This window comes from Prevotella sp. E13-27 (assembly GCF_023217965.1).
Lineage (GTDB): Bacteria > Bacteroidota > Bacteroidia > Bacteroidales > Bacteroidaceae > Prevotella.
This window is the reverse complement of the sequence record NZ_JALPSC010000001.1, coordinates 1,129,552-1,145,840: the sequence shown is the minus strand read 5'-3', so window position 1 is coordinate 1,145,840 and position 16,289 is coordinate 1,129,552. Positions and strand designations below refer to the sequence as shown.

General features: G+C 49.7%; 6 protein-coding genes. 3 read left to right on the top strand and 3 right to left on the bottom strand.

Features of this window, described 5'->3' with window-relative positions:
* The first annotated feature begins 68 nt into the window (after positions 1-68).
* Positions 69-2,519 (top strand): DUF4859 domain-containing protein, encoded by a 2,451-nt coding sequence (locus M1L52_RS04790; protein WP_248613800.1) that lies wholly within the window; start codon positions 69-71, stop codon positions 2,517-2,519.
* A gap of 746 nt (positions 2,520-3,265) precedes the next feature.
* Here the strand turns inward: M1L52_RS04790 and M1L52_RS04785 are convergent.
* The 3 genes from M1L52_RS04785 to M1L52_RS04775 form a co-directional block, all read right to left on the bottom strand.
* Positions 3,266-6,085 (bottom strand): family 43 glycosylhydrolase, encoded by a 2,820-nt coding sequence (locus M1L52_RS04785; protein WP_410896775.1) that lies wholly within the window; start codon positions 6,083-6,085, stop codon positions 3,266-3,268.
* Between the two features lie 130 nt (positions 6,086-6,215).
* On the bottom strand, positions 6,216-8,405 hold the full coding sequence (locus tag M1L52_RS04780; RefSeq protein ID WP_248613797.1) for a DUF6055 domain-containing protein: 2,190 nt from the start codon (positions 8,403-8,405) through the stop codon (positions 6,216-6,218).
* Positions 8,406-8,407: 2 nt separating this feature from the next.
* Positions 8,408-10,273, bottom strand: coding sequence for a CotH kinase family protein (locus M1L52_RS04775; RefSeq protein ID WP_248613795.1), 1,866 nt, complete (start codon positions 10,271-10,273; stop codon positions 8,408-8,410).
* Between the two features lie 260 nt (positions 10,274-10,533).
* Here M1L52_RS04775 and M1L52_RS04770 point away from each other — a divergent pair, with 260 nt between their 5' ends.
* Together M1L52_RS04770 and M1L52_RS04765 are read left to right on the top strand one after the other, a co-directional pair.
* A complete protein-coding gene (locus M1L52_RS04770; protein WP_248613793.1) occupies positions 10,534-13,482 on the top strand; it encodes a beta-L-arabinofuranosidase domain-containing protein in 2,949 nt (982 codons plus the stop codon).
* Positions 13,483-13,550: 68 nt separating this feature from the next.
* The gene (locus tag M1L52_RS04765; protein WP_248613791.1) at positions 13,551-16,262 is read left to right on the top strand and encodes a glycoside hydrolase family 97 protein; all 2,712 of its coding nucleotides are present in this window, start codon (positions 13,551-13,553) and stop codon (positions 16,260-16,262) included.
* The last annotated feature ends 27 nt before the right edge of the window (positions 16,263-16,289 follow it).

Below are 16,289 nucleotides of genomic sequence, written 5' to 3'. Positions count from 1 at the left end.
TAAAACGCAACCTAAATTTTTAAATACAACCTATAATTATTTTATTCACTAACTAATTAATTTTTCTTATGTTAAGACTTTCTACTTATTTAAGAAAAGTGCTCGTTGCGGCAGCATGTCTGTTTACAGGCGTGAGCGCACAGGCACAGTTCAGTCTGGCTCATGAGCAGTATCCCACAAAGGGTTATGAGGCTATTGCCTACGAGTTCAACTTAACAGAAGTAGCTACGGCACTTGGCACTGACACCGCAACGCTGGCTCCGGCCATCCGCGCTTACATCAATGCTGAAACCCCCGATCCCATTCTGCTCTATTCTGTGGTAGATGGCCAGGATGTGGCTTGGACTGCTGCTACTGAGGCCGACAACCACGGCTTCTGGATGGACGCTACAGGTAACCCTGTTGGCTGGGGCGACAACGCAAAGTTCTTTGCAAGTCCTGATGTGGAAGGCGATGTCTTCGCTTTTTATGTTGGTCAGATGCCAGAGAAGATGCAGGGCGGTGAAACAGCTACTGCTACCCTGAAGTTGAAGTTCAACAGCAAGGAGGCAACATTCGCTCTGACTCTCAACGTCATTGCTAAGCCCGAGGTAGAGATTCTTGCTCCTAAGACGATCTTGGAGAGCGAGCTGACAAGCTTCGTGGGTGAGACTGAGCTCACCGTCACACAGAAGCCTCGCACCGGCTATGATCCAGACATCATTGCTGTGAAGCTCGAAGGTCTGGCTAACCTGCTGGGTATCACCAACACCGAAGTGCTGACCGATGCCGAGAATTTGGATGCCATTCTGTACACCACTCAGTATATCACTGACGGTGACAACGCTGGTTTGAAGAAGGACTCTCTGACCAACAAGAGTACTGCCGGCGAAGCTCCCAGCTGGTGGTTCCGCCAAATCAAGAACGAAGACGGTGATCTAACTGGTGAAGTATCTGCTACAGGTTACAACAATAATGACTGCTTCTATATTGAAAGTATTAAGTTTGACGTAGCAACCGACACACTAACAGCTAGCTTAGGTCAGTATCCCGGTACACTGAAGGGTGGCGAGAAGCTTTTTGCAAGCCTCTATTTCCTCTATGGCGAGAAAGCCTATAAGCTAAAGGTTAACGTTAACATCGAGGAAGTGGAAGCCGGTAACGGTATGGCCGACTACACAAAGGTAGGCGAGGAGACAAAGGAATGGAAACAGGAGCCACGCGAAGACTACTCCTCTGACGCTATCACAGTAAATGTCGATTCTATAGCCGCCCTGTTAGGCGTTGAAACTTCTACACTCCAGCTCGTTGCCCTTGACGACAAGGATAATTTCGCCAGCTCTACAGCCAATAATGGTGGCTGGTGGTTCACAAGAAATGGCGATGTGACTTCATGGGGCGACAATGCCGACTTCTTCATTGAGCCTGCAGAGACCAGCAAGTATGGCACACTGAACCTCGGCCATTTTCCTGACCACCTGAAGGTGGGCGACGAAGGTAACATCACCCTCTATTTCATCGGTGGTCAGAACTACTACCAGTACAACCTCCACATCACTATCGCAGAGGCTGAGAAGAAAGAATACAACTTCGAGAGCGTTGCTACACGTAACTTCATTTTGCAGCAGCTGCTCGACAACAACTTTACGATGAACGATCTCGGCACCATCAGCGGCGAAGACCTCGAGGCCCTCATCGGCACGGCCAGCCCTGTGCTTTATGGTTTGAACGTCGATTCAATCGCTGCCGTTGAAGGTCAGTACACCAAGAAGTGGAGCTGCGACCCGAAGCCTGGCTTCTGGCTGTCTAAGGAAGGCTTCCGCACCACATGGGGCAACAGCTGCTACATGGGAATCGTATATGCCGATGGTAAGTTCCGTGGTTGTCAGATGCCTAGCCAGCCTGCCGTGGGCGATGTATTCAAGAGCACACTGTTCCTCGTGAACGAAGAGACTGAGAAGATGATCACCTTCAAGTTCCAGATTAGCTTCGTGGAGACACTCGAACAGAAGGAAGTAGTTGGCACAGAGAACATCGTTCTGCCTGTAAGCACCAATGAAGCTGGCTTCGAGATAGACCTTTCAAAGGCTGCTACTGCACTCAGCACCGAGGCTGCTCCTGTCACTGTTGCCGACCTGCTCAACAGCGACAACTACTACCTCCGCGGCATGAAGGACGGCGCTTACGGCGAGGGTCAGAACTGCACTACCGGACTCGCCTTCGGTCTTGACGGCGGTTACGACGGCTATGGCGACATCTACATCTATATTGATGAAGATGGTACAAAACAAGTCATCAATGTTGGTGCCAACAATGCTGTTGCTGAAGACTTCAGCGTTGACGCTCAGTTCTGCTTCGAGGTGAACAACCGCCAGTATGTATATGCTGTGAAGTTCGTTTCACCACAGGTCTATGAGACTGGCATCGCTACAGTGAATACTGCAAAAACTGATGGTGCAATCTATGACCTGCAGGGTCGCCGCGTAGTAAACGCTCAGCGTGGTCTCTACATCATCGATGGAAAGAAGATGGTGAAATAAAAGACCCACGAGGGTGTGTTAAAATGCAAATTCACAACATAACAACTTTCAATCTGTAAGTTGAATACCCTCTAAAAGCAAAGAAAAAGCCATTTCTTAACTCGAAAATGAGTTTGGAAATGGCTTTTTCCTTTTTCTATTGGAATGACATGAAAAATACCCCGATTTTAATTTCCCTATTGGGAAAAAATAATTTCCCTATTGGATTTTTAGTTTTTTCCAATAGAGCGGCTATTTTTTGTAGTTACACAAAATAGTAATTCACTGGTGCGGAAAAGATTTTTATATATGCGAAAGTTGAGTAATTTCAACTTCCGAAGCTGAGTAGTTCTGTCTATCTTGTAATCCGCTACTAGAAGTTTTGTAATCCAGTTCTGAGTAAGCTGAAAACCAAACTCGACGAGTTTGGTGACCAAAGTCGACGAGTTTGGTGACCAAAGTCGACGAGTTTGGTCATCAAAGTCGTCGACTTTGTAAGATAGTACAGTCAAAACCACATCGCAACTTTGTTTCCACTATGTTACAATTCAGTCTAAACAGTAATCCCTCCCAGTGTTTGTTGTTTGACAAAAACTTGAAACAGTTATCGTTAAGATTATTTTTTATGTTTTTGCCATTAAAGAGATTAGATACCTGAAAGGGTAACGGAATTAGTGGAAAACTTATCTGACTGAACTTTCGGATGTGTTTTTTATTGATCAAGAATTACTTGACAGACAACAAGTTGTTTACATCCGAAACTTGAATTATTGATAGATAACGATATCTTTGAGTATGGCCCACGACGTGGTGGGAGTATAGGTGGTCTGATAAATGCCGAGCGACAGCTTCTTGCTGCTCACCTCGATGGGCGAACCGGGCATGTTGGTCCACTTCACGCCATCACGACTGGTGCGGGCGAAGAGTTGGTTGCCGCGTCGCTCAAACTGCAGTATTGGGTCGAAGTCGTAGCCCTTGGAATTAGGGAACTGCGGACGGCCCTGTGGAGATAGAACCGTTAGCATGTTACCACAATTGTAGAGAGGGAAGACTCCGAGATGGATTAGTGGAGAGTTTAGAGTGGAGAGTTTAGAGTTTGCTACAGCATTGGATGCCTGAACAGAATCTGTAGCGGTAGCCAACTCTTCTCTTAAGAAGATGCCTGCTTCGTTGTAGCCTTTGACGCTATGGGTCTGGAGGCCCTCCATGTCAGAGAGGTGGGCCATGAGGACGAAGTCGCCCTCAACCTCCTTGAGGATTGTTGCGCCATTGTGGAGCGGGTCATTATTGAAGTCGGCGGTCTGGGCAGAGAGGCGAGCCTCATCCTGACTAAACACCTTCTTCATCGTGGGAGAGAGCGTGAAGCGACTGTCAGGATCGCTCTCGTCGAAGTCGTCATCGCCGAGCGAAGGCAGTGAGGCGTCCTTACTACGCTCGAAGTTCTCTTTCGCTTCCTCGGCTGTTGTAGCACGAGGCAGTATGCGCACTTCGCTTATATAGCCCTTAAAATGGTTGGCTCCGTCGGCATCGCCACCGATGGTTATCCTGCCCTCGGGACGAACCATTATGAAGTTGTTCTGCTCGTGAACGAGCTCACCATCACGATAGACGCGCTCCATCCAACCATCGAAGGTGAGCAACCAATGGTGCCACTGACCGACAGCGCTTCTGACAGTCTCAGGCGCACCATAGCTCTCGAAGGAGCCGTTATGGTTGACAAGACCTGTGCGCGGATCGGTGCCAAGACGCAGCTCCGTGGTGGCAAGGTCGGCACGCGACGATGACAATGAGACTACGGTCTCTACAGCGTCAGGCTCTGTCTGCAATGCCCAGAGGCTGATGGTATAAGCCGCGTTATAGCTATAGAGACGCGACAATGGCTGGTCGCTGCTGAGATGTTGCGAACCATTGAAGAACAGCGCCCAGCGTCCGTCCTTGATGCGGGCACGAAGTGACTTGTTTGCGTGGAAGGTGATGCCAGCAGGCGTGGTGAGATGGTCCACATCGAAAGGAGACATCTCATGACGAGCGGCATCACTTATGTTAAGCAGATAAGCGGCACGATGGGCGTTCATTCGCTCCTCGGTCTCCACATCTTTTTTGTGCATACCTGGATAAGAAGCGTTGCCACGAGCTGTCTCCTCGCTATAAGGGAGCTCAGGTGCCTCCTTCCATACCCTTACGTTCCAAATGGCGGGAATATGACCGTTCTTCTGCGTGTCAGTAATCGTGATGCGGATATATCGGGCCTTCACATTACGCTTCTTTGTCTTACCAGTCCCCACTCCTTCGGAGGGGGTTAGGGGGAGGTAATCAATCATCGGCGAACCCTGCGTGGTGTTCTGTGTGCGGTCGGAGAAGAGCGTCCACTGCTTATCATCGAGCGAGGTCTCTATCTTATACTGATAGAAGAAGGTGGGATATTCAAACTGAGTCCAAATCTCGGTAAATGTATGCTTCTTGCCAAGGTCTATCTGCAACCACTCGGGCTTACCGCCACGACCGCCCTGTCCCCAGTTGGTGCCGCGGGCTTTCCATAGCGTTGCATTGTTGTCATCGACAGCATATTCGGGTTTGAACCACTCGTCGTAATAAGAAGAGGCAGTGACCTTGGCACCGAAAGAAAGGTCCCTTTCTAGTGGAGAGTTTAAACTAAGACCAGTATGGGTTGGCTCAATCGGTAGGATGTTACCTTCGGCATCGAACTTCATCTCGTCAATGCATACCTGACGGTTGAAGCCATGTACAGAGCGAGGGAGATTGTGGCGGTGATAGACAATGTAGTAGCGGTCACCCTCCTTCAAGATGCTGTGGTGGCCGGGACCATGGACGGTCTGGTCGGCATTGGTCTTGAGTATGCAGCCCTTATATTCGAAGGGACCCATCGGTCCCACCTTTGATGTGGCATACTGTACGCGGTAGGTGTCATCGTGACAGGATCCGCTGCTATAAGTAAAATAATAAATGCCGTTACGCTTGAATACGTATGGAGCCTCAAAGATGTCCTTCAGCTCGGTATTGAGTATGAGTTTCTTCTCACCCAGTGTCTTGCCGTTGACCTTCGCAACGCCACAGCCGAAGTCCTTGTAGATGCCCCAAGTGCAGAAGTAGAGATACTCTTGGCCGTCATCGTCGCGAAACAACTGTGGGTCAAGGGTGATGGCGTTGTGGACAAAGCGGTCGGGCACAAACACGGCATCGGGCTTTGTACCCAAGATGTTGCGCCAAGGTCCGATAGGCGACTTGCTCTCGCCTACTATAACCTCGCAGGGACGACAGTAGTAGTAACGGAAGGAGCCGTCAGGCTGTTGTACTACATCGGGTGCCCACACCACTTCCGTCACAGGCCAGTTCATTACTATGTTCTGCCAGTTACGGAAGTCGTAGGAGGCCCATACCTGTGCCGGTCCGTAGCCGTTGCCAGTACCGTCAGTAGTAGCATATAGGAAAAATACGTCGCGAGGCTTACCATTAGCGTCGTTGACGGTGAACTTACGGATTGTCGGGTCGGCGAAATAGCCGGGTATAAACGGATTGCCCGCACCAGGAGTATTCCAGCGCGGGCTATCGTTATCAGCTGCCTGCATCTGTACTGACAGAACGGCACATAACAGCAGCGAACAAAGAAAATGGTTTCTCATGATACAGACTACCTTGATATTCTTATTACTAACTTTTCTCTAATAAAAATGGCGTGATATCTATTAACCTATAAACTTATCTTACGAGAAATTTCTGTCCATTGATGATGTTCAGCCCCTGCTGAGGAGCAATCAGACGCTGTCCCTTGATGTTATAGATGGTGGGAGTCTCACCGTTGCCTGCTGTTGAGAGTGTGCTGACGCCCTGAATTCTCGGGTCGGTATAATCCATTGAACGCAGTGTTGCCGAGCCGGTAGTACCGCCAATGGTGACATTGAAGATGAAAGTGGCGTTGTTGAACTTGTTTCGCTTCGACTGATAGCGCAGTGCCTGACGGATGGTGTATTTGTCACCAGTCCTGCAGGCGCCAGGTTTCTGACCGATGGTAAACGCAAGTAGTGAAGGAACGAACTCTGAGAAGATATAGCCGGAGCCATAGGAAGTGACATTGCCGCCAGCACTGAACCAGTGACCATAGCCGTTGGCGGTAGAGCCGCTGCTTGCCAGTTCGCCATTGGGGGTAAGGGCATAGAACATTATCTTTCCTGTCTGAGGTCCACGCTCGTCCCACGCCTGCATCTTACTGGTGAGCTTGGACATGTCATACTGGAAAGCGGTGCCGAGAGCAGCTCCTGGACGACCGTTGACAGAGAAGGTGGTGCCGCTGTAGTTGCTGGCATCGGCAGGGAAGGTGACATCATAGGTAAAAGTGATGTCGGCTACATCGCGACCATCGAGCGTTGGAGCGGCATAGATGGTGGCATCAGTGCCGAGGTCGGTGCCTTCAAGTGTGAAGCTGTAGGGCCACATGTCATCATCGGCAATCTTATCGTCCCAGCGGTGAGTGATATAATTAGTGAGGGCTGGAGCAACGACGAGCCACAGACGGCTCACACCCTCGGGAACGGTCATAGCATAAGACTCGGTCTTCACACCACGTCCCTGACAATAGATCTTGTCTTCAGAGAAATACTGAGTAGTGCCGTCGGCCATCAGTGCAACATAGCCCATGCGGAAGCCGCGCCATGCGGGGCTGCCAGCCTTAGCTGTCTGATAGCAGCGCTTACCGTTTGCGTCAGCTTCGAGCTTCACATAGTTTGACTCGCCATTGAGATATTCGCCTGGGTCGATGTCAAGGAGTTCAGCTCCGGGAGCCAGACCGGTGAGGTTGACCTTCACCTCTGTGCCAACAGCAGGTGTCTGTAGAGGAATGACATTATAGCCTGTGCTCTGTGGACAGCTGGCCAGTGCCACTTGATATTCGTCGTTATCGTTGAGCACACAACGATAGACATAGTTACCGATGTGATAAGACTGACGATAGGGCTTGCAGAACTCCATGTCCCATGTCACGGCATGGCATGCGAAGTCGAAGTGGAGCTTGTAGATGTCGCTGACAGACAAATTCTTACATTTCATCAGAGCCTGATTGAAGTCGGAGCCCTTGCCACGGCTCTGACCCGTCATAGGGGTGTTCCACACCTGTGCCACGGTGGTGATGTCGTTGTATTTCTCACAAAGATAGGTGAGGAACGGGAAAGCCTGATAGCGATGCCACTCGTGGGAGAAAGCGTAGTTATGGCTGCGGTTGTAAATCGACGACATATAACTCATGTCGAAGAACTCCTGAGGGAAACTATGGAGCGATTGCCAGTTGGCTGTTGTCTCCCAAATGGTCTGTCCGTTGCCATTAGAGAGGTGGAAGCCGGTGTTGTCGCTGTCAGAGTCCTTGTGACCGCTATGCTCAGCGAAACACATATAGTGGAACGAGTGGCCTACCTCATGAGCAACAGCAGAGCCTACGGGCTTACATGTTGAAGGGTTCAGCCACAACGCGGGCACCATGAAGTCGTAGCCGCCACCGTAGCATGTCCACGTTTGGGTGTGGTTCATAAGCACCATGATCTTGTATTTCTTCACATTGGATGTCTCAGGATCCACGAAGCCCAGTCGGGTGCTCTCCAACTGGTAGTACTCTTCACACTGGCTCAGCAGATAGTCCATATCGACATAGTAGAAGTCGCTCTTAGACAGTTCTTTTGGGTTCTTGGTGTAGTACTTGTCCCAGAAGAGGATGACGTTGTCGCTCTCCATAGAGCGTGTCTTCGACCAGGTGTACTTGCCTTCGGGGTCGCTCTCAGCATAGAGCAGCGAGTCGCTTGGCCATGGGTTGCGCCACTCGTTGGGGATGTACACGGTCTTCTGTGCAAAGGTGCTCACTGCAAATGAGCAGAGAAGCATCACAAGGGTAAATAGCTTTTTCATTGTTATTGCATTTTAATGTTTACATTTACTTCGATGTTAACCTTAAGCAGCGTGCCTTCGTAGGAATACTGATACTGCATAGTAACGGTGTGGCTGTCGTCGTAGCAGTTGTACTGATAGAGACCGCACGACCATTTCCACAAATCTTCGAACACCTCAATATATACATGGCCGTCAACGAAATAACCGGGATTGCCGTCTTCATCGAACCATCCGCCAAAGGTGCCGTTGGTATGGTTCTGCCCCTCGGAGCCGTCGCTGTTAAGCGGTACGATAGACAGTTCAGAATCCTGCAACTGATTGGCATTGATACCCATGAGATGAGCCACTCGCTGCTTGTTGACCGTCACCTTATTTGCCTGAGAGAAGCCGCTGAACCAGTTCATATCAACACTGGTCTTAATGGTGCCGCATAGCTTCTCATTGGTTGTGGGAACAACATCAGCAGGTTCAGGGATAGCAGCAATGAGATAGTTCATGTGGACAAGACGGTTCTTCAGCCACTCGTGCATCTTCTCCACCTCGGTATCGAACGTCTTACCGGCAATTGGCCAGCGTTTGAACTCACGGTCTATAGCACCAGAGGAGCGCATCTCTTCGACATACTTCATACACTCTGCCCAGGCATGAGTAACGATAGTGTCCTTGCAGGCTGCCCACTGCGCCTTATACTGCTCAACAAACTCTTTACATCCGAAGAGGTCGGTAAAGAACTGTGGCACATAGTTGTAGTTGCCATTGCGCTTGTAGGGATTACTACCCATGACCGTCTCGTCGAAACGAGAGAAATAGTTATGTCCTGTGGTCATCGTGCTCCAGTCGAAGTCATAGCCGGCATCGAAGTCCCACAACGGACCCATCACCCACTTGCCGTCGCCATCTTTATGGAGATATATGGAACGGGGAGCGGAGAGCTCTACATTATATATAAACTCCTGAATCTGAAGATACTTGATGAACGAGGGAATGTCGAGCAACTGTTCCACCACAGCGTAGTTCTTAGACTTGATGGCTTGTTCGAGTTCGGCAAAGACGGTGCGCACGCTGTCAACGGTGTTTGCTGTGAATGCCTCATCATCGGGATATTTCACGCAGCAAGGCATCTGATAGACCTCACTCCAGAAATTGTCGTCAGAATTAGGATTCTCGCCGGGACCGTCGTCAACATCAAGCGATAGCAATATGCCGCGCTCATCGCTGACAGCCACACGGTTCTTGTTCTGCTGTATCTGCTCAGTTAGCTGATAGATGCCTCGGTAGTCGCCATTGACAAACAGCTCTACATAACGCGTGTTGTTAGTGAAAGGCAGTCCAAGGGCGCGTCCCATCTCGAAGACAAACGTGTTCATAAGATCGGTGACATCACGGTAGTTAGCCAGCAACACCCAATTCTTTGCCTTCGCCACACCCAGCATCTTGTGCTTGCTGTCGAGCTTCAGGCGCAACGGCTTCTTATCATACCAAAGAAAAGAACTGTTACCACGGCCACGAATCTGGGCTGATGCAGAGAAGTCGGCATAGGCTCCATCGGCATTAAGCGACATATAGCACTGCTTATACTCTTCACGCGATGTGATGTCGGTGCCATCGGCGGTATTGACAAACAGCTGGAATACTTTGTAATGGTTCTTCGACTCCAACTCATCTGCAATGGCATCGGAAAAGACGACGCTGTCAATAGAAGCAATATCGAAGGGAACGGTCATGCCGTCAGTCATATTGAACAACAACTGCTTACGGTCACTACTACCAGTAATATTGTCAGTATTAGTGGTCACCAGCGGCTGACACCATGTGGTGCCCTGCTGATGGGTGTAGATTCGTGAGAAATCCTGAGAGAAAGATTGCACAGCGGAAATAAGTGCCATGCAAATGGCTAAGATAAAGGTTTTTAATTGATAAAGAAAGTCCCAACGCATGGTGTAGCATTTTTATTTCGATTGCAAAAATACATATTTTATACCATATTGAATAAAACGAAAGTCTTAGTTTTTGAAAATATCGTCCACAAATAGTGAAAAACGTGTCGATTTAGACGATTTTACGAGTTGTTTAGACGGTACTTATATATAAAACACCAAATAATGACTACATTTGCACACAGAAAAAAATGAAAATAACTACACTTATGAAGAAACTGATCCTTATCGCCTTTCTCACCTCAGGACTGATGGCCACAGCTATGGCCAAAGATGACCACACAGTGAAGAGTGTGGAGAAGGTGAACGTGGAGGTGCCTGTGGGTAATGCCCCCCGACTGCCCTATCAGCTATGGGTGGAATACAACGACGGCAAGGGAGAATACAGACAGGTGAAATGGGTTAACTCATGGGAAGCCACCGAACAGGCTGAGGCCAACCCTGAGATGAATCCAGTAGGCAAGAGCTATAACGTTCGCGGTTTTATCATTGGTGACAACAGCACGCCTAATGGCTACCCTGTATCTGCAAAGGTGACTGTAACAAACGGAAGCTTCAAGGTGCCATCAAACATGCCCAAGGCAGAGACTCTGCCATTGAACAGCGTTAGTCTGAACGGCGATAACCGTCTGACGTGGAACCGCGACCTCGACATCGACCAGCTTATAAGCCTGCCGGTGAAACAGCAACTCTATAACTATCGCGACACCTATGGTTTCTCTACCGACGGCTATCCTGAGGCCGACGGATGGGACTCACCCACGACGAAGCTGAAAGGTCACGGCTCAGGTCACTACATGAGTGCCATGGCATTTGCCTTCGCCAGCTGTCAGGACCAGAAGAAGAAAGATATCCTGAAAAGGAACATCACGGAGATGGTGAACGAACTGCGCCACTGTCAGGAGAAGACCTTCGTATGGAACGACAAGCTGGGTCGCTATTGGGAGGCTCGTGACTTCGCACCAGAGGAGGAGCTACGCCAGATGAAAGGCACATGGGCAGACTTCAACCGCTACAAGCAGCATCCGGAACTCTATGGCTACGGCTATCTTAACGCTATACCCGCACAGCACTGCGCACTGATAGAGATGTATCGTGCCTATAACAATGAAGACTGGGTGTGGGCACCTTATTATTCCGTGCATAAGCAGCTGGCAGGCCTCATCGACATTGCTACTTATATCGATGATAAGGCTACAGCAGAGAAGGCGCTGCTAATAGCTAAAGACATGGGGCTGTGGGTTTGGAACAGACTGCACTACCGCACATTCGTAAAGAGCGACGGAAACCAGGGAGAACGACGTGAGAAACCGGGTAACCGTTATGAGATGTGGAACATGTACATTGCCGGTGAAGTGGGCGGTATGGCTGAGTCGCTGGCACGTCTGTCGGAGATGACTGGCACGAAGGAAGAGCGCACCCGTCTGCTGGAGGCCGCCACCTACTTCGACAGCCCAGCCTTCTTCGACCCTTTGGCAAAAAATATAGATGCTATCCGCACACGACATGCCAACCAGCACATACCGATGGTGACGGGAGCTCTGCGTGCTTTCCGTGGTAACAACAATCCCTACTATTACAACCTCGCAGAGAACTTCTGGACAATGATTCAAGGTCGCTACCGCTATGCCATGGGTGGTGTGGGCAACGGCGAGATGTTCCGTCAGCCTTATTCACAGATTACATCGATGGCAAACAATGTCAGCACATGGGGCGGACACATCACGCCGGAATCGACCATCAACGAGACTTGCTGTGCCTATAACCTGGCGAAGCTGACAAAAGACCTTAACGGTTTCAACCCCGATGATGCACGCTACATGGACTACTATGAACGGGTGCTCTACAACCAGATTGTCGGTTCGGTGAACCCCCGACGCTATCAGACGGTCTATCAGTATGCTGTAGGACTCAACGCTTCAAAGCCTTGGGGCAACGAGACACCGCAGGCTACCTGCTGTGGCGGCACTGGTGTGGAAAACCATGTAAAATATCAGGAGGCAGCTTATTTTACTTCCCCAAGCCCCTCCGAGGAAGGGGAGACCCCAACGTTATGGGTGACTCTATATATGCCTACAACAGCTCATTGGGCTGCACAGGGTGTGACCATCAAACAGGAGTGCGAGTGGCCGGCCGAGAAGAGCAAGATAAAGATTGTTCAGAATAATCAGAACTCCAAGATTATAGTCAAGCTCCGTGTTCCTTATTGGGCTACCGATGGCTTTGACGTGAAGCTAAACGGTAAAAGCATCGCCAAACACTATCAGCCGTCAAGCTACGTGGAGATTCCTGCACGCAAATGGAAAGATAAAGATGTCATCGAGGTAGTGATGCCATTTACCAAACACTTGGACTTCGGACCCGACAAGATGGAGACTGCACCTGCATATGAACCTGATGGCAAAACAGAATACACCCCGATGTGGACTGGTGCTTTCATGTATGGACCACTGGTGATGGCCACCACAGGAATTAACAACTGGGACGAGGCAACCATCAACGTAAAACCCGACCTGAGCGACGTGACACTTAATGGAGCAAAACAAGGCAAGGGCTATGATGCCAATCTCTACACAATGGAATGGAACGGACGCATGTTCTTCCCCGACTATGCCAGCGATGAACACACCACCCATTACTTCCGCATGAACATACCTGCAGACCCTGCAGCCATCAGTGCTTTAGGAAGTGCTGCCGCCAATATCGATCGTTCACAGTTGTATGAGTTACTCCTCATAGCCAAAAAGCGCAGTGACGAGCAGAAGGCATGGAACGCCATGACAGTTAAAGTGCCTGAATATGCACCATGGGCAAAACATGGTTTCGCCAGACTTTTAGAGCAGACCGTCAAAGCACAGACGGTGCTAAATGCTGCTGAAGGAGAGTATTCACAGGAAGAGATTGACAAGACTGCCGGTCAGCTGAATGCTGTTATAAACAATATGCGTCCAGGCAACCTCGCCGAACTGGAGGACATGCAAGAGCTGATGCAGCTGCTCGACAAGACAAAAAAGCAACCCGACTATCGCAGCAATGCAGCCACAGCAGAGGCCGTGGACTTTGCTGGAATGGTAATCCGCTATGTCAGCAACGGCAGCGGCACACTCGACATGATTGACAGGGCCGAGAGACAATTGAAAGAGACTAATAAAGAATAATTATCGTTTAATCGTTAAAACGTTATAACGATAAAACGAAATATCGAAACATCGAAAGAAACAACAAAATGAAAAAGCTACTGACCCTTGCTGCCATGATTATGGCTCTCAGCTGCACTGTTTCTGCAAAAGACTACACGCTGACCTCGCCCGACGGTCGCACAACGGTGACAATTGATAAGGGAGTTACTCTATACGTGAGCCGCGAAGGGAAAGAGATTGTGACGGTAAAAGCTGCGCTGAACAATGGCGACAGCAAGTTCCTTGACAACGACGGTAAGCTTGGCGACATTAAACTCATCGGTGTGCACACCACGAGAACCATCAAAGAGCACATAGTGAGTCCATTCTATAGACAAGCTGAGTTCGACACCGAATACCGTCAGGCCGACGTGGAACTTGCAGGAAGACTGCTTATGGAGGTACGCGCCTATAACGATGGCGTGGCATACCGCTTCCGCACTGCCGAGAAAGGAGGGACCGTCATAGCCGACGAGAAAGCAGAGTTCAGCTTCCCTGAAGACAGTAAGGCATGGCTTTCCTACTCCACCAACGATAAAAAGCCATTCGCAATGGCTTTCCAGAACACCTACGATGAGACGCTACTCAGTAAGGCACAGAACAAATATGCTTTCCTACCGACAACAGTACAGAGCGGCAATGTGAAGGTGACCATCCTTGAAAGCGACCTGAGATCCTACCCAGGCATGTTTCTGAAAACTCAGAAAAATCAGAATACTCTGAAAGCCTTCTTCCCTCTCTATCCCAAGAAGATGGAGTACTATCGCTGGCGCGGCATGAGCTATGTGGCAGAGACTGAGAACTACATTGCCAAAACGGAAGGACAGCGCACCTATCCATGGCGTGTGATGGCCATAACTGAGAAGGACACGGAGATGCCCACGAACAACCTTGTATATGCGCTGGCCACTCCAAACATGATTGGCGACACATCGTGGCTGAAACCGGGTAAGGTGGCATGGGACTGGTGGAACGACTGGAACCTGCGTGGCGTAAATTTCAAAGCGGGCATCAATACACGCACTTACAAATATTATATTGACTTTGCTGCCAAGAACAATCTGCACTACGTAGTACTCGACGAGGGCTGGTATAACTCCAGCAAAGGCGACATAATGAACCCTATCAAGGACATCGACCTGCAACAGCTCATTGAATACGGCAAAGAGAAAGGTGTGGATATAGTGCTATGGACAGTGTTCAACGTGCTCGACGAGCACCTGCAGGAGGCCTGTGAGAAATATGCCAAGATGGGAGTCAAGGGCTTCAAGGTGGACTTCTTGGACCGTAACGACCAGACGGCAGTGGAGATGGCAGAGCGAATAGCAAAGGCCTGTGCCGACAATCATCTGATGCTCGACTACCATGGCTATTTCGCTCCTACCGGCATGAGCCGCACCTATCCTAACATCATGAACTACGAAGGTGTGTTCGGCATGGAGGAATGTCGCTGGGCAAAGAAGGAGACCGACATGCCGCTCTACGACGTTACCTTCCCCTTCATACGTATGATGGCTGGCAGTGTTGACTTCACGCCAGGTGCCATGCGCAACGGCACGAAGGAAAACTGGGTGGAGTGTTATCAAAACCCTATATCAATGGGCACACGCTGTCATCAGGCTGCCTGCTATGTGGTACACGACAGTCCTTTCACCATGCTCTGCGATGCCCCGACAAGCTATGAACAAGAACCAGAATATACATCGTTTATAGCTGCTATTCCCAACGAATGGGATGAGACACGCATACTTCAAGGCGAACTGGGCAAATATATTGTAACAGCTCGTCGCAAAGGCGACACTTGGTATGTTGGCGGACAGACCAACTGGGATGCTCGCGACGTGACCATTGCCCTCAACTTCCTGCCTGCTGGACAGCGCTATACCTGCACACTGCTGTGTGACGGCATCAATGCCAACCATAACGCTGAGGACTACCACCGCAAGGTGAGTCTTGTTGATGCCAATAGTAAGATGCCTGTTCACCTGGCATCTGGTGGCGGCTTCTTGATGACGCTCCGACCTTATCTTGTCAAAAGCGAGGTTACCGCCGTGCCCCAAGGCAAGGGTATTCCAGATTTCTATAAGAAATATGCGGAGGTCGATGGACTCTATGTCACCGCTTCCGACAAGGTGAGCGACGAGGCTATCAGCATGGCTTGCAACATAATGTTGCTCATGCTTGCGAAACGTCCTGACGTGAAGCAACACATGGTGGATCGCGGCTGTCATGTAATGATAATCGGACAGAAAGAGAATACATGCGACCTGCCTGAGTTTGCCAATATCTGCGATACTCCAGAGCATATTGCTTACTGGAACAAAAGGGCACGCGGCTTTGGTGGTGCACCCGAGGACGATCTGTCAGCCAGCTGCGGTGAGGAAAACCTGCAGGCTCTCCCTGGCGACAAATATGAGGGCGAGAACATTCTTATTCACGAGTTCTCACACCTAATCCATACCATTGGCATACGTGGTGTAGAGCCCGACTTCGACCGCAGGCTCGATGCCATCATGCAGCATGCCAAAGACAACGGCTTATGGAAAGGCACTTATGTACTGACCGACCGCTATGAATATTTCGCCGAGTGCACACAGTCTTTTTTCAACTGTAACAAATATGTTAGTCCGACCAATGGTGTTCACAACGATGTGAACCGTCGCGAGAAACTTAAGGCCTACGACCCAATGATGTACAATCTTCTCAAGGAATATTTCCCTGAAATAGATATACCAATAAGGAATATCGTACATGAATAGAAACGAGGGTTCCTTCACAATAATCAT

What these genes read in the sequence shown, in the direction of transcription:
- M1L52_RS04790 (WP_248613800.1), top strand. Translation starts at nt 69, where the DNA reads ATGTTAAGACTTTCTACTTATTTAAGAAAAGTGCTCGTTGCGGCAGCA.
- M1L52_RS04785 (WP_410896775.1), bottom strand. Translation starts at nt 6,085, where the DNA reads ATGCAGGCAGCTGATAACGATAGCCCGCGCTGGAATACTCCTGGTGCG.
- M1L52_RS04780 (WP_248613797.1), bottom strand. Translation starts at nt 8,405, where the DNA reads ATGAAAAAGCTATTTACCCTTGTGATGCTTCTCTGCTCATTTGCAGTG.
- M1L52_RS04775 (WP_248613795.1), bottom strand. Translation starts at nt 10,273, where the DNA reads ATGGCACTTATTTCCGCTGTGCAATCTTTCTCTCAGGATTTCTCACGA.
- M1L52_RS04770 (WP_248613793.1), top strand. Translation starts at nt 10,534, where the DNA reads ATGAAGAAACTGATCCTTATCGCCTTTCTCACCTCAGGACTGATGGCC.
- M1L52_RS04765 (WP_248613791.1), top strand. Translation starts at nt 13,551, where the DNA reads ATGAAAAAGCTACTGACCCTTGCTGCCATGATTATGGCTCTCAGCTGC.